This window comes from Sphingomonas sp. IC-11 (genome assembly GCF_021043365.1).
In the GTDB taxonomy this organism is placed as follows: Bacteria; Pseudomonadota; Alphaproteobacteria; order Sphingomonadales; family Sphingomonadaceae; genus Sphingomonas.
Genome location: NZ_JAJNDU010000001.1, coordinates 954906 through 972479, shown reverse-complemented (window position 1 = coordinate 972479; position 17574 = coordinate 954906). Strand labels below are relative to the sequence as shown.

General features: G+C 64.4%; 17 protein-coding genes. 8 read left to right on the top strand and 9 right to left on the bottom strand.

Features of this window, described 5'->3' with window-relative positions; genetic code table 11:
- Nucleotides 1-6: 6 nt before the first annotated feature.
- The 4 genes from LQ954_RS04620 (at nt 7) to LQ954_RS04605 (ending at nt 2972) form a co-directional block, all read left to right on the top strand.
- Entirely contained in the window at nt 7-594 is a 588-nt protein-coding gene (locus LQ954_RS04620) for an isochorismatase family cysteine hydrolase (protein ID WP_231022165.1), read from the top strand.
- A gap of 38 nt (nt 595-632) precedes the next feature.
- Nucleotides 633-1727 carry an AI-2E family transporter gene (locus LQ954_RS04615; RefSeq protein ID WP_227770629.1) on the top strand — a complete coding sequence of 365 codons (1095 nt, stop codon included), beginning with the start codon at nt 633-635 and terminating at the stop codon, nt 1725-1727.
- A 97-nt stretch (nt 1728-1824) separates the two neighbouring features.
- Nucleotides 1825-2523 (top strand): response regulator transcription factor CtrA, encoded by a 699-nt coding sequence (gene ctrA / locus LQ954_RS04610; protein WP_227770630.1) that lies wholly within the window; start codon nt 1825-1827, stop codon nt 2521-2523.
- 194 nt (nt 2524-2717) lie between these two features.
- Nucleotides 2718-2972: a hypothetical protein gene (locus tag LQ954_RS04605; RefSeq protein WP_231022164.1), complete on the top strand. Its 255-nt coding sequence runs from the start codon at nt 2718-2720 to the stop codon at nt 2970-2972.
- A gap of 3 nt (nt 2973-2975) precedes the next feature.
- On the opposite strand, the gene LQ954_RS04600 is transcribed toward LQ954_RS04605, so the two are convergent.
- The gene (locus tag LQ954_RS04600; protein ID WP_231022163.1) at nt 2976-4148 is read right to left on the bottom strand and encodes a glycosyltransferase; all 1173 of its coding nucleotides are present in this window, start codon (nt 4146-4148) and stop codon (nt 2976-2978) included.
- A gap of 99 nt (nt 4149-4247) precedes the next feature.
- Here LQ954_RS04600 and LQ954_RS04595 point away from each other — a divergent pair, with 99 nt between their 5' ends.
- A complete protein-coding gene (locus LQ954_RS04595) occupies nt 4248-5198 on the top strand; it encodes a cation diffusion facilitator family transporter (RefSeq protein ID WP_227770632.1) in 951 nt (316 codons plus the stop codon).
- A 62-nt stretch (nt 5199-5260) separates the two neighbouring features.
- Here the strand turns inward: LQ954_RS04595 and LQ954_RS04590 are convergent, their stop codons facing one another.
- Nucleotides 5261-6271, bottom strand: a complete 1011-nt coding sequence (locus LQ954_RS04590) for a polyprenyl synthetase family protein (protein ID WP_227770633.1) — start codon at nt 6269-6271, stop codon at nt 5261-5263.
- A 51-nt stretch (nt 6272-6322) separates the two neighbouring features.
- On the opposite strand from LQ954_RS04590, the gene LQ954_RS04585 reads away from it, so the two are divergent.
- The gene (locus tag LQ954_RS04585) at nt 6323-6601 is read left to right on the top strand and encodes a chorismate mutase (protein ID WP_227770634.1); all 279 of its coding nucleotides are present in this window, start codon (nt 6323-6325) and stop codon (nt 6599-6601) included.
- A gap of 41 nt (nt 6602-6642) precedes the next feature.
- On the opposite strand, the gene LQ954_RS04580 is transcribed toward LQ954_RS04585, so the two are convergent.
- The 6 genes from LQ954_RS04580 to bchE all read right to left on the bottom strand — a co-directional run bounded on the left by LQ954_RS04580 (nt 6643) and on the right by bchE (nt 12651).
- Nucleotides 6643-7434 carry an enoyl-CoA hydratase/isomerase family protein gene (locus LQ954_RS04580; protein WP_231022162.1) on the bottom strand — a complete coding sequence of 264 codons (792 nt, stop codon included), beginning with the start codon at nt 7432-7434 and terminating at the stop codon, nt 6643-6645.
- A 13-nt stretch (nt 7435-7447) separates the two neighbouring features.
- Nucleotides 7448-8413, bottom strand: coding sequence for an NAD(P)H-dependent flavin oxidoreductase (locus LQ954_RS04575; RefSeq protein ID WP_330999954.1), 966 nt, complete (start codon nt 8411-8413; stop codon nt 7448-7450).
- Between the two features lie 37 nt (nt 8414-8450).
- Nucleotides 8451-9434, bottom strand: a complete 984-nt coding sequence (locus LQ954_RS04570; protein WP_231022160.1) for a DUF2891 domain-containing protein — start codon at nt 9432-9434, stop codon at nt 8451-8453.
- Nucleotides 9431-10333 (bottom strand): DUF979 domain-containing protein, encoded by a 903-nt coding sequence (locus LQ954_RS04565; RefSeq protein ID WP_231022159.1) that lies wholly within the window; start codon nt 10331-10333, stop codon nt 9431-9433. Before LQ954_RS04565 ends, LQ954_RS04570 begins: the two co-directional genes overlap by 4 nt.
- Nucleotides 10330-10971 carry a DUF969 domain-containing protein gene (locus LQ954_RS04560; RefSeq protein WP_231022158.1) on the bottom strand — a complete coding sequence of 214 codons (642 nt, stop codon included), beginning with the start codon at nt 10969-10971 and terminating at the stop codon, nt 10330-10332. Before LQ954_RS04560 ends, LQ954_RS04565 begins: the two co-directional genes overlap by 4 nt.
- Before the next feature lie 186 nt (nt 10972-11157).
- Nucleotides 11158-12651: a magnesium-protoporphyrin IX monomethyl ester anaerobic oxidative cyclase gene (bchE, locus tag LQ954_RS04555; RefSeq protein WP_231022157.1), complete on the bottom strand. Its 1494-nt coding sequence runs from the start codon at nt 12649-12651 to the stop codon at nt 11158-11160.
- Between bchE and LQ954_RS04550 the strand changes: the two genes are divergently transcribed.
- Nucleotides 12589-13071: a hypothetical protein gene (locus LQ954_RS04550; RefSeq protein ID WP_231022753.1), complete on the top strand. Its 483-nt coding sequence runs from the start codon at nt 12589-12591 to the stop codon at nt 13069-13071. The two genes, bchE and LQ954_RS04550, sit on opposite strands and share 63 nt — an antisense overlap.
- Nucleotides 13072-13180: 109 nt before the next feature.
- Here LQ954_RS04550 and LQ954_RS04545 read toward each other — a convergent pair whose 3' ends face one another.
- A complete protein-coding gene (locus LQ954_RS04545; protein WP_231022156.1) occupies nt 13181-14704 on the bottom strand; it encodes a fumarate hydratase in 1524 nt (507 codons plus the stop codon).
- Nucleotides 14705-14884: 180 nt separating this feature from the next.
- Here LQ954_RS04545 and LQ954_RS04540 point away from each other — a divergent pair, with 180 nt between their 5' ends.
- A complete protein-coding gene (locus tag LQ954_RS04540) occupies nt 14885-17524 on the top strand; it encodes an EAL domain-containing protein (protein ID WP_231022155.1) in 2640 nt (879 codons plus the stop codon).
- Nucleotides 17525-17574: the final 50 nt, after the last annotated feature.

Sequence of the window (17574 nt, the reverse complement as noted above, 5' to 3'; positions counted from 1 at the left end):
TCTGGCATGAACGGCAAAGCTGCGATCCTCGTTATCGATCTGCTCAATACCTTTGATTTCACCGGTGGAGAAAAGCTGAAAGAGGCAGTGGCCGCCATGATCGATGCGATCAGGTCGCTGCGTCAGCAGGCCAAACACGCCGATGTGCCGGTCATCTTCGTCAACGACAATTACGGCCGCTGGCATGATGAGCCGAGCGAGCTCGTTGCGTTCGTGAGTGAAGGCGCCGGAGGAGAGCTGATTGAGCAGCTAAAGCCTGGCGGGGACGATTATTTTGTCATCAAACCGGAGTCTTCCGGATTTTACGCCACGACATTGCCGGCATTGCTACCGCGGCTCGGCGTCTCCCGATTGGTGTTGATCGGAGTCGCCGCAGACATCTGCGTGCTGTTCACGGCAGCTGATGCTCATATGCGCGAATATGATCTGTGGGTGCCTCGCGACCTCGTTGCATCCCAGCACGATGAGCGGGCAAGCTGGGCGCTCGAGATGATGGAGAACGGGATGAGCGCCGATACCCGGCCCACCAGTGAACTGACTCTGGCCGACTGGCTGGCAAGCGAGCCGAAGGTTCGCCCGGGCCGCGCCGCCTAGGTGCTGCAACGTCCCGGCTGCTGCCACGTTCACGATCGATGAACCGGCTCTCCCCCGATGAAGACGATGCCCGATATATCCGCCGATTGTTCCTGACACTCGGCGTTATTGCGCTAGCCGCGACACTGTATTTCACGGGCAACCTGCTGATCCTGGCTTTCGGTTCGATCCTGGGTGCAATCGTCATCCATGCCATCGCAGAGATCTACGAAGAGCGCCTGCATCTGCCCCCCAAGGCGGCGCTAGGCGCGGGCATTGTCACGGTTCTTGCCCTTATCATCTTCCTGGGCTGGCTGTTCGGCGTCGAGTTTCGGACTCAGGTCAACGTACTCGTCACCCGCCTGCCTGGCATATTGTCCGAGTTCGGCGCTCAGCTTTCCACCTCTCCAGTCGGCGCGAAGGTAGTGGATGCGGTGCGGGCGGCCTTCGCCGGCAGCCGCGTGGCGCAGGATATCGGAGGCCTTGCTGAAGGCGCGGGACAGTTCGTCCTCAATGCGCTCCTGGTCCTTGTCGGCGCGATCTTCTTCGCAGTGGATCCCAAGGTCTATGAACGCGGGTTCCTGCTGCTAATGCCGCCATCCAAGCGAGCCGTGATGGAAGACGCTCTGCTCGACACAGCCTCCACGCTCCGGCTCTGGTTGCGTGCGCAGTTGATCCAGATGACCACCATGGGTGTGCTCGTCGGACTCGGCCTGTGGCTGGTGGGCGTCCCCTCTTCCCCTGCGCTGGGGCTCTTGACGGGTTTGAGCGAGTTCATCCCCTATGTCGGCCCGCTCGCCGCGATGGTGCCGGCGCTTGGGCTCGCCGCAACCCAGTCGTTGCATCACGTGCTACTCACCGTGGCAGTATTCGCGGTCGTACGTGTGGTACAAACGAACTTCATCACGCCCTTTGTCACGAGCCGCGTCGTGGCCATCCCCCCGGCGGTCACTCTGTTCGCCATTCTTGCGATTGGCGCGGTGTTCGGGCTGTTCGGCCTGTTCTTCTCGGCGGCTATCCTGGTCGTAATCTACACATTGGTGCGCAGCCTGTATCTTCGGGATACCTTGGGCGAAGATATACCGCACGCCCGCCATCGGACCTTGTTCGACTCGAGCGGCACGCGGCGCGACTTTCCCGGATCCACGGATTAAGTCTCTGTTTACCTTTTACGTTCACATGTGTTTTGGTTAATGGATCGGTTGGGGCGTGACGGGGTGCCGCGCATGCTCGCAAACGGGAGGATGACGGATGCGCGTGCTGCTGATCGAGGATGAGCCGACGACCGCCAAGGCAATTGAACTGATGCTCTCTGCCGAGGGCTTCAATGTCTATTCGACTGATCTTGGCGAAGAAGGCTTGGATCTCGGCAAGCTCTACGACTACGACATCATCCTTCTCGACCTGAACCTGCCGGACATGCACGGCTATGAGGTGTTGAAGAAACTGCGCGTTGCGCGTGTCTCCACCCCGGTGCTGATCCTTTCCGGTGTGAACGAGATGGAATCCAAGGTGCGGTCGTTCGGCTTTGGTGCTGACGATTATGTGACCAAGCCGTTCCACCGTGAGGAACTGATCGCCCGCATCCAGGCAGTGGTTCGCCGCTCCAAGGGCCATTCCCAGTCAGTGATCCGCACCGGCAAACTGTCGGTCAATCTTGACGCCAAAACGGTGGAAGTGGACGGCGCACGCGTTCACCTGACCGGCAAGGAATATGCGATGCTGGAGCTTCTTTCGCTCCGCAAGGGCACCACGCTGACGAAGGAAATGTTCCTGAACCACCTTTATGGTGGGATGGACGAGCCGGAACTCAAGATCATCGACGTCTTCATCTGCAAGCTGCGCAAGAAGCTCAGCATGGCGTGCGATGGCGAGAACTATATCGAGACCGTGTGGGGTCGCGGCTATGTGCTGCGTGAACTCGACGAAGTACCGGCAAAGGTTGCCTGACGTCGTCCTGAAGTAGGGGGCGAGGCTGCGCGCGTCGGGGGGCGTCGCGTGGCTTCCAAATCAAAGGCGAGGCGCGCCTGCGCCTCTGCCATGCTTGGTCGCATATCAACGAAGCGACGACCGCGTCCTTGGGAGCGAGGCGGTATGCCATAGCCAATGCGATCTGCCCCCCTGCACCGAATTTGGGGGGAAACATGACGAGAATCGCTATTCTGATCGGCGCTGTCGCGCTCGCTACTTCGGCCGTACCGGCATCAGCCGCCCCAGAGCCCTCGCATGCGCCGACACCGAACACGCGTTGCACCGAGCAGGCGTGCTTCGTTCGCGCCCCTGCAACCTGCACGATCGATCGGGCGCAGCGCAGCATCGGCACTTGCGAGCACTCGGCTCGCGACGTGGAGGAACTTGGCCGCCGGCAACTGGATCAACTGATCGCGAGCCTGAACTGACGCTCAGCTTCCCTTCGCGACCAACACCTGCAGGTGGTCGCGCAGCGCCTCTGCGTTGGCGTCCCAAGTGAACGCCAAGGCGTGACGGCGCGTCGCTTCCGGTGCCGGTGGATCTCTAAGCAGATCGGCGATCGCATCGGCAAAGGCAGCGGCGTCGCGCGGTACGATGCGGCCGGCGGCGTCGCCTGTCACGACTTCGGCCGCACCGCCGGCCGGCGTGATCACAATCGGGGTACCGCAAGCCAGAGCTTCCACCCAGGCGTTCGCCAAGCCTTCAGAACCGGATGCGAGTGCCATAACGTCGGCAGCCGCGATCAGGCCCGGCAGATCTCCATGGGGCACGGCGCCCATCAAGCGCACTCGATCTGCCACACCGTTCCGCGCGACGGCAGCCTCGATGCTCGAGCGCGAAGGCCCCTCGCCAGCGATAAGAAGCGACACACCGGGGAGCCGGGCAATCGCCTCAACAACGATCTCATGCCCCTTTCGGTCGATCAAAGCGCCAACGGAAACGACCAGCGCCCCTTGGATGCCAAGCCGCCCTTTTGCGGTTGCGCGCTCGACCGGCGCAAAACGGGCGAGATCGACGCCGGTGTGATGCACACGAATCCGCTCGGCAGCGAGGCCGATGGCTGCCATGTCGGACTGCATCGAAGTCGAGACGGCCAGCAAGCCATCCGCTGCACGGCCTGCCTCCCGGACCTGCCCCGCCGTTGCACGCTGCCGACCCCAGAAATGAATGTCTGCCCCCCTCGCCTTGATCGACACGGGAACGCCGAAACGACGCCCGAGCGCTACGGCCGCTGGTCCATCCGGGAAAAAGAAGGACGCGTCGATCACGTCGAAGGGGAACGCGAGACGCATGTCATCAAGCACGGGGAAGAGCGCGCGCGTCAGCGACCGTGCATGAAAGCGCCCCTGCGTCCCAGGATAAACGGTGAAGCGCGGCCGCTCTACCGGCAGCCCCTTCCACAGCTCGCGGTGGGGAATGGCAGCTTGTTCGCGATAGTGCGCCAGGGAGGTCAACGGCCATGGCGGCATCCCAAAAGGGGCTACGACACGCACCTCCACATCGGGTTGCGCCGCTAGCCCCAGGGTTTGCCGTTCGACGAAGATCCCAAAGTTGGGCCGGGTCGAATCGGGAAAGAGGGTGGAAAGCGTGAGAACGCGGAGCATGACGGCGCGTGTAGCGGGAAGCTGGTTAAAGCGGCATGTCTCATCATTGAACCACTGCGGATTGTGGCGTTGCAGCCCACCTGCTGTTAACTGGCCTTCATGGCGCACGCGCATCATGGTCAGGGGCACCATCACGACCACGGCCACGATCATGGCCACCACCACCATCACGCCCCGCCCGACCGCTGGGATCGAGCGTTCGCAATCGGGATAGCGCTCAACCTCGCCTATGTGATTGCGGAAGCAAGTGCCGGCTTGTGGACCGGATCGGTGGCGCTGCTCGCCGACGCCGGACACAACCTTTCCGATGTTCTGGGGCTCGCAGTCGCCTGGGCGGGTGCAGCGCTGGCGCGCACGCCGCCATCGAAGCGCTTCACCTATGGCCTGAAGGGATCCACCATCCTTGCAGCGCTGGCCAATGCCGTGCTGCTGCTGGTCGCGCTCGGCGCCATCACGCTGGAAGCGGTGCAGCGCTTCACCGAGCCGAGCACGGTTCCGGGCCTCACCATTTCCGCCGTGGCGGCGGTAGGCATTCTGATCAACGGCGTGACCGCTTGGCTCTTTGCACGCGGGCGGGCCGGCGACGTGAACATTCGCGGCGCCTATCTTCACATGCTCGCCGATGCGGCCGTCTCTGCGGGAGTGGTGCTTGCCGGGCTTGGCATCTGGCTAACCGGGTTCGGCTGGATCGACCCGATCGTCAGCCTTGTCATCGCCGCGCTGATTTTTTGGCAGACGTGGGCCTTGTTGCGCGAGACCGTAGAGATGAGCCTGGCTGCCGTGCCTCGGGCGATAGACTATGATCGCGTCCACGCCGCGCTTGGCGGCCTTCCCGGCGTGGTCGAGGTGCACGATCTCCACATCTGGCCAATGTCGACGACCGAACCTGTGCTTACCGCTCACCTGCTGATGCCGGCGGGGCATCCCGGCGACAGGTTCCTCGTCGATGTGCAGCACATGCTTCAGCACGATTTCGGGATCGGTCACGCCACGCTGCAGGTGGAAACCGGAACCGGAACCTGCACGCTCGAGCCGGCCGACGCGGTCTGACTGGCGGTCACACCAGAGGTGCCACGCCTTCCTGATGCAGGATCAGCGGCGCTCTAAGTACCTCAGTAAACCCGCGCTACAGCAAATTCGACCGCTTCGATCATCGCGTCCTTGGCAGGCCCGTCGGCAAAGGGCGCGACTGCATCGATCGCGCGTTGCCCATAATGGCGCGCCCGAGCGATCGTATCGTCCACGGCGCGGCTGGACCGGACAAGGTCAACCGCGCGCGCGAAGTCAGCGTCGCTATCCCGGCGCCCTTCAACGGCATCCTTCCAGAACTGCCGCTCCTCCTCGTTACCGCGGGCATAAGCGAGAATTACAGGAAGGGTCATCTTCCCCTCGCGGAAATCATCCCCCGCATCCTTGCCCATGGTGCCCGCGTCAGATGTATAGTCGATTGCATCGTCGACCAGCTGGAACGCAATGCCGAGGTTGCGGCCATAAGCATCCAGCGCAGCCTCCTCGCTCTCAGGGCGGTCGGCCACCACCGCGGCAATCCGGCAAGCGGCTGCGAATAAAGCCGCCGTCTTGGCGTTAATGATCTCGAGGTAGCGATCCTCGCCCAGATCGACTCGTCGTGCGGCCGTCAGCTGGTTCACCTCACCTTCCGCAATCACGGCAGAGGCATTCGACAGGATCTTGAGCGCGCTGAGGCTGCCCGCCTCGACCATCAGTTCAAACGAGCGTGAGAACAGGAAATCGCCGACGAGGACGCTCGCCGGATTGCCCCAGATGATGTTGGCGGTGCGCTTGCCACGCCTGAGATCGGACCCGTCAACCACATCGTCGTGAAGCAGCGTCGCGGTGTGAATGAACTCAACCGCGGCAGCCAGGCCGTAATGGCGCGAGCCGTCATATTGCAGCAGGCGTGCGCTCGCGAGCGTCAGCATCGGTCGCATCCGTTTGCCGCCGCTGGCGATCAGGTGCCCGGCGAGTTCCGGAATCAGGGGGATCTGTGATTGCATGCGGCCGACGATCGCAGCGTTGACCTGATTCATGTCGTCCGCGACGAGTTGAATCATCGGGTCAAGCGAAGGCTGATGGCCGGCAAGGCGGTGGACGGTAGCGCTCATCTACAACTGCCTCTACGGACGCAGGCGCAAGGCCGCAATGGGAGGGCGTGAATGGCGGACGAGGTGTTGAAGGGTTATCGCAAAAGCATCGACAATATCGACGCCGCCCTGGTCTGCCTTCTCGCTGAGCGGTTCAAGGTCACTCAGGCGGTGGGACGCTACAAGGCCGAGTCCGGCTTGCCCCCGGCCGATCCCGGGCGGGAGGAGCAGCAGATCGCGCGGCTGCGGGCGCTCGCGGCAGAGGCCGAACTGGATCCGGAATTCAGCGAAAAGTTCCTGCGCTTCATCATCGATGAAGTGATCAGGCATCATCAGCAACTTCGCGGCTGATCCCCGCCCCCTTCCTGGGTTTCAGGAAGGGGGCCGGGCATTCACTTGCCGGTGAACTTCGCCGGACGCTTTTCGAGGAAGCTTGCCATTCCTTCGCGGAAATCCTGGCTCTGGAAGAGCGGCAGCAGCTGCAGATAGACGTGCTGCACATGGGTATCGAAGGTTTCTTCCATCCCCATGCGCATCAGCCGCTTGGCGCCCTGCACCGCCATCGGGGCGTTGGCCGCGATCTCCAGCGCGAGCTCACGCGCGCGCGCGGCGACCTGATCGGCCGGCACCACTTCGTTGACGAGCCGCTCCTTGAGGCAATCCTCCGCCGACAGCGTTCGGCCGGTGAAGACGATCTCCGCTGCCTTGGCCCAGCCGATCATGCGGGGCAGGAACCAGGTGCCACCCGATTCGGGCAAAACGCCGCGCTTCACGAACGCCGCGGCGAGCTTCGCCTCCGAGGCCATGACGCGGATGTCGCAGCCGAGCGCGAGATCCATGCCATAGCCGGCGGCCGAGCCGTTGAGCGCCGCGATCACCGGCTTGTCGAGCGCGTGGAGCACGGTGGGGGGCGTGTTGCGAAGGTCGATTGTCGCGCCGAAGGTGGCCGACGAAGATCCGATCCCCTCCCCCTTCGAGGCGGCGTTGAGATCGAGCCCGGCGCAGAAGGCGCGGCCGGTGCCGGTCAGCACGATCACGCGCACGTCGCGATCCTCGCCCGCCTTCACCAGCAGGCGGGTAAGCTCGTCCAGCATCGGGCCGGAGATGGTGTTCATCCGGTCCGGGCGGTTCAGCGTCAGCGTGGCGACGCTTTCGGAGACTTCGTAGGTTACGTCTTCGCTCATTCTTCCTCTCCCCTCACGCGGACCGCGGCAGGCGCGCGACCGTCGCTTCATATTCCGCCATCGTCTCGTCGAAGATCTGCGCGACCGGCTTCACCTCGCGGATGCGCCCCGCCACTTGCCCGGTGAGCGCAATGCCAGCCTCCAGGTCCCCACCGAAATAGACCGCCTGCGTATCGGCGAATTCGCCGAAGATGTTGGGCGTGCCTTCCTTCTCAATTCGGGTCGTCCGATCGGTGCGCAGCGCGCGGAGCGCCGGGCCAGGGCCGCTGCGGTTGAGGAACACGGTGTCGGTCGAATCCGCCTCGACGATCGCCGTCTTCCAGTTCTCGTGCACCGGGCTTTCGGCGGAGGAGAGGATGCGCGTGCCCATCAGCACGCCCTCGGCGCCGAGCGCGAAGGCCGCGGCCATGGTGCGGCCATCCATGATCCCGCCCGCGGCGACGACCGGCACGTCGACTGCCTCGACCACCTGCGGCACCAGCACCATGGTGGAGACGTCCTTGGCGTTCTTGAATCCGCCGCCCTCCCCGCCCTCGACGATCAGGCCGTCGACGCCGGCCTCGACCGCGCGGAGCGCCCCGGCCAGGTTGGGCACGACGTGGAACACGGTGAGGCCCGCTGCCTTCAGCATGGCGGTATATTTCATCGGGTCACCGGCGGAGGTGGTGACGAAGCGGATGCCCTGATCGATCACGAACTGGATGATGCCCGGATCGCGCACGAACGCCTGGGCGACGTTCACGCCGAACGGCTTGTCGGTCAGCTGCCGCATCTTGAGGATCTCGTCGCGCACCGCGTCGAGCTCACCCGACGATGTCTCGATGATCCCCATCCCGCCGGCGTTCGACACGGCCGACGACAGGTGCGACCGTGCGATCCAGCCCATCGCCGCCTGGATGATCGGCTTCTCGATCCCGAGCATCTCGGTGACGCGCGTCTTCAGCGCCATTTCCCTCTCCCGCCATTGCGATTCGAAGATCGGGTTCGCACGAGCAGCGCCTTGGCGCCAGCCCCTTTCAAACAGTGAGTGCGAGGAGCGCGTAGGTCGCCAGCCAGTGCGTCCCCATGTAATCGTCCGCGAGATGCGGCAGGCTGGCGGCGAGGTGATCGTCCGCCGCGGCGCGCGCCACCAGCGCGATCGGATGCGCCGGCAGCGCCGCGGCAATCGAGCGCCAGCACCATGCGCGGCTGAGATTGAGGCCGTCGAGATGCGCGATCTTCCCGTCGCTTCGATCCGATACCACGGCAGGGGTGAACAGGCTTTGCGGGCGACCGGCGACGGCGTCCGGCAGAAAGACGTCGAACCAGCCGGCGAAGCCGTCACCCAGCACGCGGCTCATCAGCAGCGCCTCGCACAAGGCGGGGGACAGGAACTCGTCGCCGCCCGGCTCCCATGCCTGGCAGCCGCGATCCTCGCCGAACCAGTCGCGGGCGCGGGTGTCGATCAGCGCCACCAGCGCGGGATCATGGTCGAGCGCCCAATCGCGCGCGAGCGTCAGCGCGAAGGCGGTGTTGTAATGGGTGCCGACGCGGATCGGGTAGGTGAGCTTGGGGAGGTGCTGGTGAAAACGCTCGGCAAAGGCGCGGGCCAGCGGCTCAAGCGCCGCGCCCCACGCGGCGTCATGCCGCACCGCTTCGCCATGCAGCGCTAGCGCCCAGGCCCAGCCGTACGGCCGCTCAAAACCGGCGGCGTACGGCCGCGCGAGCACCGCCAGTTCGCCGGCGACCTTGTCGGGCACCAGCATCTCGTCCGCGCGATGGCGGATCTCCGCCGCCTCGGGCAGATGGGGGAACAGCCGCGCGATCGTCAGCAGCTGCCACCAGCCGTGGACGCAGCTGTGCCAATCGAAACTGCCGTGGAAGATCGGGTGGATCTCATGCGGCTCGCGCAGATCATCGGGCCCGGTCAGCACCTGATCGAACTTGAAGGGATAACGCTGCCCGACATGGCCAAGCGTAAGCCGGGCAAAACCGGCGGCGACATCGGGCGTCAGGGTCATGCAACGATCCACCACAACAAGAGCACATTGAACACGAGCAGCGGCAGCGCCGTCGGCACCTGCGCACGGATCACGCCGTTGCGATCCTTCAGCTCAAGCAGCGCGGCGGGGACAAGATTGAAGTTCGCCGCCATCGGCGTCATCAGCGTGCCGCAGAAGCCCGCCAGCATGCCCACGGCGGCCACCGGTGCGGGATCGGCGCCATAGGCCTGGACCAGCAGCGGAATGCCGACCGCCGCGGCCATCACCGGGAAGGCCGCGAAGGCATTGCCCATCACCATCGTGAACAGCGCCATGCCAAGCCCGAAGGCAAGCACCGCGCCGAGCACGCTGCCGGTGGGGATGGCGAGGCCGACCAGCCGGCCGACCACCTCACCGACGCCCGCCAGCGCGAACACCGCGCCGAGGCTCGCCAGCATCTGCGGCAGCACCGCGGCCCAGCCGATATCGTCCATCAATGCACGGCCAGCGCGGAACGGCTCGGCGGGGGCGGGCCGGAGCCAGGCGTAGCAAAGCGCCAGCGCCAGCAGCACCCCTGCCGCGAGCGCCACCAGTGTCGCCTGCTTGCCGTCGAACACCGCCGGGAATTGCTTGAACACGAAGGTGCCGATCAGCGCGGTCGCCGGGATCACCAGCGCGGGCACGAACACCATCGCGCCGCGCGCGGCGGGCTCGCCGGCGGGTACGCGGCGCTTCATCCGCCCGCTCGCCGCGATCGCCACCAGCGCGAGGACGAGCACGCCATTGCCGATGTCGCCCAGCCAGTCGCCGGCAAGGAAGCTCGTCGCGACCAGCCCGTAGAAGCCGGTGTTCGCCCAGCGCCGCTCCGCGAGCGAGAGGATCGCGAAGGCGAGGAAGGTGAGCCCCGCGACGAGATAGACAAAATTCAGCCCGATCATGCGCGGCGCGCCTTGCGATCGAGCAGCCACAGCCGCGTGCCATGGATGGCGAAGGCGGCGATCGCGGTGGGGATCGCCCAGACCGACATGTGCAGCGGCTCGACGAAGATGCCGTAGCCTTCCAGCACTCCCTTCATCAGCAGGATCGATCCGATCGCGATGAAGATGTCCTCGCCGAAGAACAGCCCGACATTGTCGGTGGCGGCGGCCATCGCCTTCACCTTGTCGGGATCATGCGCCGCCCCCGCCGCGGCCTCCGCCATTGGCGCGATCAGCGGGCGGACGGTCTGCGCCGGACCAGCGACGGAGGTCAGACCAAGCGCGGCGGTGATCTGGCGAAAGGCGAGATAGGCCATCAGCAGCCGCCCTGTCGTCAGCCCCTTCAGCCCGCCCACCAGCGAGCGCGCGCGCGCCTGCAGGCCGTTGCGCTCCAGCAGGCCGATGACGGGAAGCACGATATAGATGGCAGTGACGTAGCGCGTGTCATTGAACGCCTTACCGAATGCGGCGAGGATGGCGAGCGGATCGATCCCGGCGGCCAGCCCGGTGACGAGGGCTGATGCCGCGATCACCAGCATCGGGTTGAAGCGCAACAGAAAGCCAAGCGCGATGATCGCGATGCCGGCGAGGACGAGCATCAGCCCATCCCCCGCGCGTCACTCCGCCGCCGCCCCGGGCGCCGCCATGTCATGGAAACCATCCGCCGATCTGTGCGGCAGCAACGGTGCGGGGACAAGTCTCAACCTAAAGCAGGCTCGTCGGATCTCCGTGCTGAAGTCACCGCAGCCTCACCTTCGATCTCATCCTCGCGTTGCCATCAGCTATCAGGTCAGCGCCATTGCCTCTTCCTCCTTCGCCAAGGTCTCGCCTGCAAAGGTGGCCACGGTCAAACCGGTCGACGCAACCTTGTCGCGTAGCAAAAATTCGCGGACCTCATGCAGCCATACTCGGCGACCCATGCGGTAATACCACCTGATGGCATGTCGTATCTTCGGTTCGCGGTTCCAGAGCAGGCGCCGCAGCGCCCTGGGCCTTAGCTGCATCGCAGCCTCGATAAACTTCACCCAAATAAATAAGCGCCAAGGCGGCATGCGCGCCATCCCGAGCACTTGATGCTTATAATCCCACTTCGTTCGATCCGATTGCACGACATCGCGTTCGGCCGCTTCCTCGAAGTACGGCGTCCAGCGGTGGGGCACGACATAGAGGGCCTGGATCTGATCTGGATCGTACGAAATGAGCTGACGAAGGGCATGCAGCATGTCGCGATCGGTCTGGTGCGAGAAGCCGGCAACCCAGGTCGCCATAGAAAGGATGTTATGCTTGCGCAGCAACCGGATCGCCTCGCGATCGGTGCTGACTGCACCGCCTTTCTTGATCAGCCGAAGAGTGTCTTCATCGGTGTTCTCGGTGCCCATTAGAAAACGCTCAAAGCCGGCTTGTTTATAAAGGTGAAGAAAGTCGGCATCGCGAACGATGTCGTCCGCGCGGGTCGACGCGACCAACGTGACGTTGATCTTCTCAGCGATCAGCGCTTCCAGAAAAGCGCGCCAGGCCTTGCGCCCGGCTGACGGGTTTTCGTCCGCGAAGTTGAAAACTTCCACTCCCTCCTCGCGATGTAGCCTGGCGATTTCGGCAGCGAAGAGTTTCGGATCGCGATGTCGCCAGCGGGTCCAAAAGCCGCGTTGTCCACAATAGGTGCAAAGATGCGGGCAACCGCGGGAGAACTGAACCACAACGGCGCGCTTGCCGCCCCAATAGCTATAGCGGCGATGGTCGATCAGCTCCCATCCGATACGATATTGGTCGAGATCTCGGATAATCGGTGCAGCCCCGGTCGCGACCGCACAGCCGGCGCGGCGAAAGGCCAAACCGCGGACGTCCTCGAGCGGCGTGTTGTCAGCAAGTGCACGCAGCAAACCGCGAGCGGTCTCCTCACCTTCCCCGCGAACGACAACATCGAGCCAAGGCTCCTGATCCAACAGATCGCGCCAGAAATAGGTCGGATGCACGCCGCCATACACGATGGTAGCCTTTGGCAAACGGGCACGTATCGCGCGTGCCATGCGGGTGATGACCGGCTGCCCCGACGATGAACCCGAATGGCCAAACATGATGACGTCGGGCGCCTTTGCCGCCGCCATCTCCACGATCTCGGCATCCGACAATGGACCCAGTTCGCCATCTATAAGGACGACCTCATGCCCATCGTCAATCAGCGGCCCCCCGACCGCTAGCAGGCCAAGCGGCGGCAGATGATCATCAGGAATCCGGCTACCGATTGCGGGATGAGGGATGTTGATAAGAACAACGCGCATCTAATTCATACCCCCATCCGCCCATTGCTACCGAATGGATCGACTGTGAATGAGCAGGCACGACTAATCTATTACACTGCGCAGGCAGCAAACCGTCGACACTTCCAAATCTTGTTCTTCGCGGTGAGCGGGTTCTCGTGGAGCTTTGCGCTGGCGCTCTTCGCGGTTCTGGCGCCCTTCGCCTTCATCGTCGGACTATCGGCGAGCGGGCTGCCGCTAATTGGTGGCAGCTTCATCGCGTGGCGGCTGCTTCTGCGCGAGCGGGCCGCTTTTGAGGCGATGATCGCTGCTTGGCGCACTATCTCGGGCCAAAAAGACACTGCCTCTGTGGGCCGCTCTAGACCCGGCGCAATGGCAATCGCCTGTGGCGCTCAGGCGATCGTTGGCTGCACCCTGATTGCTACGTCGTTGATGAGATGAGCGAGGCGATGCAGCCGATATGGATGCCTTTGAGGCGCCGGCCCACCTTGCTCGTTTGATAGCTGCGGTGATCCGTACGCCTCATCAGGATTTCCGGCAACAAGCGCCCTTATGCCGGCTGGAGCAGGCCTTCCTTGGCGATCTTCTCGCGCCAGACGAGCGGGGCGAGCTGGTGGACGTTGTTGCCCTCGCTGTCGACCGCGACGGTGACGGGGAAGTCCTCCACCTCGAACTCGTAGATCGCTTCCATTCCGAGATCCTCGAAGCCGACGACCTTCGATCCCTTGATGGCCCGGGCGACGAGATAGGCCGCGCCGCCGACCGCCATCAGATAGGCGCTCTTGGCGTCCTTGATCGCATCGGTCGCCGCTGGCCCGCGCTCGGCCTTGCCGACCATTGCGAGCAGGCCCTGGTCAAGCATCATGCGGGTGAACTTGTCCATCCGCGTTGCGGTGGTGGGGCCGGCCGGACCGACCACTTCCTCGCCGACCGGATCGACCGGGCCGACATAATAGATCACGCGGCCCTTGAACTCGACCGGCAGCTCCTCGCCGGCATCGAGCATGTCCTTGATCCGCTTGTGCGCGGCGTCACGCCCGGTCAGCATCTTGCCGTTCAGGAGCAGGCGATCGCCCTGCTTCCACGAGCGGACCATCTCGGGCGTCAGCGTATCGAGATCGACGCGGATCGCGGCCTTGTCGGGCGTCCAGTTGACCTTGGGCCATTCGTCGAGCTTCGGCGTCTCGAGATACGCCGGGCCGCTGCCGTCGAGCGTGAAATGCGCGTGGCGGGTGGCGGCGCAGTTCGGGATCATCGCCACCGGCTTGCCTGCGGCATGGCACGGCGCGTCGAGGATCTTGACGTCGAGGATGGTCGACAGCCCGCCCAGGCCCTGCGCCCCAATGCCGAGGGCGTTGACCTTGTCGAAGATCTCGATGCGCAGCGCCTCGATATCGTTCTTCGGCCCGCGTGCCTTGAGCGGGCCCATGTCGATCGGCTCCATCAGCGCCTTCTTGGCGAGGAGCACGCAATGCTCCGCCGTGCCGCCGATGCCGATGCCGAGCATGCCGGGCGGGCACCAGCCCGCGCCCATCTGCGGCAACATCTCCAGCACCCAGTCGACGATCGAGTCGCTCGGGTTCATCATCTTGAACTTGGACTTGTTTTCGCTGCCGCCGCCCTTGGCCGCGACGTCCACCGAAACCTTGCTGCCCGGCACCATCTCGACATGCAGCACGCAGGGCGTGTTGTCCTTGGTGTTGCGGCGCGTGAAGGCGGGGTCGGCGAGGACCGAGGCGCGCAGCTTGTTCTCCGGGTGAAGGTACGCGCGGCGCACGCCTTCATCGACGATTTCCTGCATCGAGCGGCCGGTGTCGTCGATGCGGCAATCCATGCCCCATTTGACGAACACGTTGACGATGCCGGTGTCCTGGCAGATCGGCCGGTGGCCCTCCGCGCACATCCGGCTATTGGTCAGGATCTGCGCGATCGCGTCCTTCGCCGCCGGGCCCTGCTCCGCCTCATAGGCGTCGCCAAGCGCACGGATGTAATCCATCGGGTGATAGTAGCTGATGAACTGGAGCGCATCGGCAACGCTCTCGATCAGGTCTGCGGCGCGGATCGTCGTGGTCATGACGCGCTGCACTATGGCGCGCTGGCGGGGAGTGCAACTGGTCTGCTTTCGCGCGCGAGCATCGTTGCAACGGCACGAGAAATCAGCGGGTGCCGGGTTCGGCTCACCGGAACATCAGGGCCGCAGAAAAATCGTCGGCCATAAACGCTTTTCCAATCCTCTTTGGACTAGCGCGGGCGGATGGGATCCGTTCGTCGTACCGCACCTGCAGCACCAGTTCGCTCCGCACGCCTGATCGAAGCATTGGGCTTGACCGCGTCGGATGACGATAGGCTGCGAGACTCGAGCAATGCCCGGCTTGCGGAAGCCGCGGCTCTGTGGCCGGTGGTGCTTGCGGTGCTTCTGCTCGGCTCGATCGCGATCACGGGTGCGCTAGCTATCTGGCACGAGCCGCTGGGCCCCGCGGCCGTTCTCGGCATCGCCATGTCCGGCGCTGGCATCGCCACTTGGGCATTGTTGTCGCTTCCGGCCGCATTAAGCCTGGCGCCACATCAGCGCATCTCGGTACTGGCGGGGCTGGCTGCGGTTCTGGCGATTACGCTGTCGCTTCAGCTGGATCTGTCGCCGGATCTCCCCAGCGGATCGTTGCGCGTCGCTGCGTTCGTTCTCGGGTTCGGCGCCATCATACTTGCCGCGATCGCGCTCCATCCGGTGCGCGCCGCCTCGCTGGCCTTCGCCGTTTCGCTGGCGCTGATGGTGCCGGTTACTGCCGGCCTCGGTATGGCGGCAATCGCAGCGGTGCTTCTGGCCGCATTGCTGGTGATCGGCGTGTTCCGCATCGCGGTGCGTGATCATGAACAACTCGCTGCCAGGGAGGCGCAGGAGCACGAGCGGCAACTCGCGACGCGGCTGGTGCGGGAATATGAAAGCCACGGAACCGGCTGGTTCTGGCAAACCGATCGCGCCGGCTGCCTCAACTATGTCAGTGCAAAGGTGGTGCAGGAGCTGACGGCGCTCGGCATGGCCCCGTCGGGACGACGGCTGGTCGACATTTTCCGGGTTGATTCCAGCATGGCGGACACGGAGCGGACGCTGACGTTCCACCTGTCGGCGCGGACAAGCTTTTCGGATTACTCGGTGCGACCGGCCTTTGACACGGGTGCAGACCGGTGGTGGTCGATATCCGGCCGGCCCATGCTGGATGATCTCGGCCGCTTTCAGGGCTTCATCGGCTTCGGTTCGGATCTGACGGAAAAGCGTCGCTCGGAAGCGGAAATCACCCGCCTGGCGCTGTTCGACAGCCTCACGGGCCTCGCGAACCGCCAGCGGCTGCGCCTGTCGCTCGATCAGGCGCTGTCGCCGGCGCAGGGGCCAAACACGACCACGGCATTGTTCCTGCTCGACCTCGATCGGTTCAAGGCGGTGAACGACACGCTTGGGCACCAATGCGGCGACGAGTTGCTGAAGCAGGTCGCGCAGCGGCTGCAGCGCACCGTCGGCGATGCCGGGCTGGTCGGCCGCCTGGGCGGCGACGAGTTTCAGGTCGTCCTGCCGCGAGAGGGCAATCGCGACCGGCTCGGCACGCTGGCGCAGTTGATCATCAACGCCTTGTCGCAGCCGTTCTTCATTGCGGGCTCCTCGCTGTCGATCGGCTGCTCGATCGGCATCGCGATCGCACCCGAACACGGCCAGGACAGCGAGACGCTGATCCGCAATGCCGATCTCGCGCTCTATGCCGCGAAAGCGGACGGCCGGGGCGTCTCCCGCTTTTTCCGTGACGAGATGCTGGCCGGCGCGCAGAAGCGAAAGCGGCTGGAGGACGATCTGCGTCGCGCGCTGGGCGAGGACGAGTTTCACCTGGTTTATCAGCCGGTGGTGTCCACCAGCGACCAGCGCATTGTCGGCTACGAAGCGCTGCTGCGCTGGGAGCATCCGACCCGCGGCGCAGTGAGCCCAGCGGATTTTGTGCCGGTCGCCGAGGAATGCGGGATGATCGAAGCGATCGGTGAATGGGTGTTGCGTACCGCCTGTGCCGAAGCCGCGAACTGGCCCGCCGATGTGCGCATCGCGGTAAACGTTTCGCCGATCCAGTTCGCCAACCCCGCCCTCCCCGCAATCGTGACGAGCGCGATCGCCTCGTCAGGTATCGCTCCGAACCGGCTGGAGCTGGAGATCACCGAGAGCGTCTTCGTCAATGACGATGCCTCGTCTAACCAGATGTTCAAGACGCTGAAGGGCATTGGTGTACGGCTGGCGCTCGACGATTTCGGCACCGGCTATTCCTCGCTTGGCTATCTCCGCAAGGCACCGTTCGACAAGATCAAGATCGACCAGAGCTTCGTCCGTGGCGCAATCCAGGCTGGCAACCGCAACGCGGCGATCATCAAGGCGATCGTCAGCCTGGCGAATACGTTGGGAATGGAAACCACCGCTGAGGGCGTGGAGCAGCAGGACGAGATCAAGCTGATCAGCGAGCTCGGGTGCAGCCACATCCAGGGCTTCGTCTATGGCCGCCCCGCCCGTGCGGAGGATGTCCGCGCGCAGCTCGCCAGCGGCCAGGGTAGTGCGACGCCGGTCGGCCATCGCTTTAGCCGGGCGAATCGCGCGACGGTGCTGCGATCGGCGCGCCTGGAGATTGGCGGCGAGTTCGGTGAGGTGCGCATCCGCAATCTCTCCGCAACCGGAGTGATGATCGACGGAGTCGACTTCACCGATGAGGCGGTCGGCGCCGAGGTGCGCATCGAACTGGTGGAAAACGAGCTGTTCCCGGCGACGATCCGCTGGATCTCGGAAGGCCGGGCGGGACTTGAGTTTACCCGCCACTTTGACATGGAGAGGCTGTCGCAAGCGCCGTCTCGGGTTGTTCGCCGCGTCAGCTGAGGCGCCATTCTCCAATCACGAAGCTCGCTATCAGCTCCGGAGCGAGCGCC

What these genes read in the sequence shown, in the direction of transcription:
- LQ954_RS04620 (WP_231022165.1), top strand. Translation starts at nt 7, where the DNA reads ATGAACGGCAAAGCTGCGATCCTCGTTATCGATCTGCTCAATACCTTT.
- LQ954_RS04615 (WP_227770629.1), top strand. Translation starts at nt 633, where the DNA reads ATGAACCGGCTCTCCCCCGATGAAGACGATGCCCGATATATCCGCCGA.
- ctrA (WP_227770630.1), top strand. Translation starts at nt 1,825, where the DNA reads ATGCGCGTGCTGCTGATCGAGGATGAGCCGACGACCGCCAAGGCAATT.
- LQ954_RS04605 (WP_231022164.1), top strand. Translation starts at nt 2,718, where the DNA reads ATGACGAGAATCGCTATTCTGATCGGCGCTGTCGCGCTCGCTACTTCG.
- LQ954_RS04600 (WP_231022163.1), bottom strand. Translation starts at nt 4,148, where the DNA reads ATGCTCCGCGTTCTCACGCTTTCCACCCTCTTTCCCGATTCGACCCGG.
- LQ954_RS04595 (WP_227770632.1), top strand. Translation starts at nt 4,248, where the DNA reads ATGGCGCACGCGCATCATGGTCAGGGGCACCATCACGACCACGGCCAC.
- LQ954_RS04590 (WP_227770633.1), bottom strand. Translation starts at nt 6,271, where the DNA reads ATGAGCGCTACCGTCCACCGCCTTGCCGGCCATCAGCCTTCGCTTGAC.
- LQ954_RS04585 (WP_227770634.1), top strand. Translation starts at nt 6,323, where the DNA reads ATGGCGGACGAGGTGTTGAAGGGTTATCGCAAAAGCATCGACAATATC.
- LQ954_RS04580 (WP_231022162.1), bottom strand. Translation starts at nt 7,434, where the DNA reads ATGAGCGAAGACGTAACCTACGAAGTCTCCGAAAGCGTCGCCACGCTG.
- LQ954_RS04570 (WP_231022160.1), bottom strand. Translation starts at nt 9,434, where the DNA reads ATGACCCTGACGCCCGATGTCGCCGCCGGTTTTGCCCGGCTTACGCTT.
- LQ954_RS04565 (WP_231022159.1), bottom strand. Translation starts at nt 10,333, where the DNA reads ATGATCGGGCTGAATTTTGTCTATCTCGTCGCGGGGCTCACCTTCCTC.
- LQ954_RS04560 (WP_231022158.1), bottom strand. Translation starts at nt 10,971, where the DNA reads ATGCTCGTCCTCGCCGGCATCGCGATCATCGCGCTTGGCTTTCTGTTG.
- LQ954_RS04550 (WP_231022753.1), top strand. Translation starts at nt 12,589, where the DNA reads ATGATCATCAGGAATCCGGCTACCGATTGCGGGATGAGGGATGTTGAT.
- bchE (WP_231022157.1), bottom strand. Translation starts at nt 12,651, where the DNA reads ATGCGCGTTGTTCTTATCAACATCCCTCATCCCGCAATCGGTAGCCGG.
- LQ954_RS04545 (WP_231022156.1), bottom strand. Translation starts at nt 14,704, where the DNA reads ATGACCACGACGATCCGCGCCGCAGACCTGATCGAGAGCGTTGCCGAT.
- LQ954_RS04540 (WP_231022155.1), top strand. Translation starts at nt 14,885, where the DNA reads ATGGGATCCGTTCGTCGTACCGCACCTGCAGCACCAGTTCGCTCCGCA.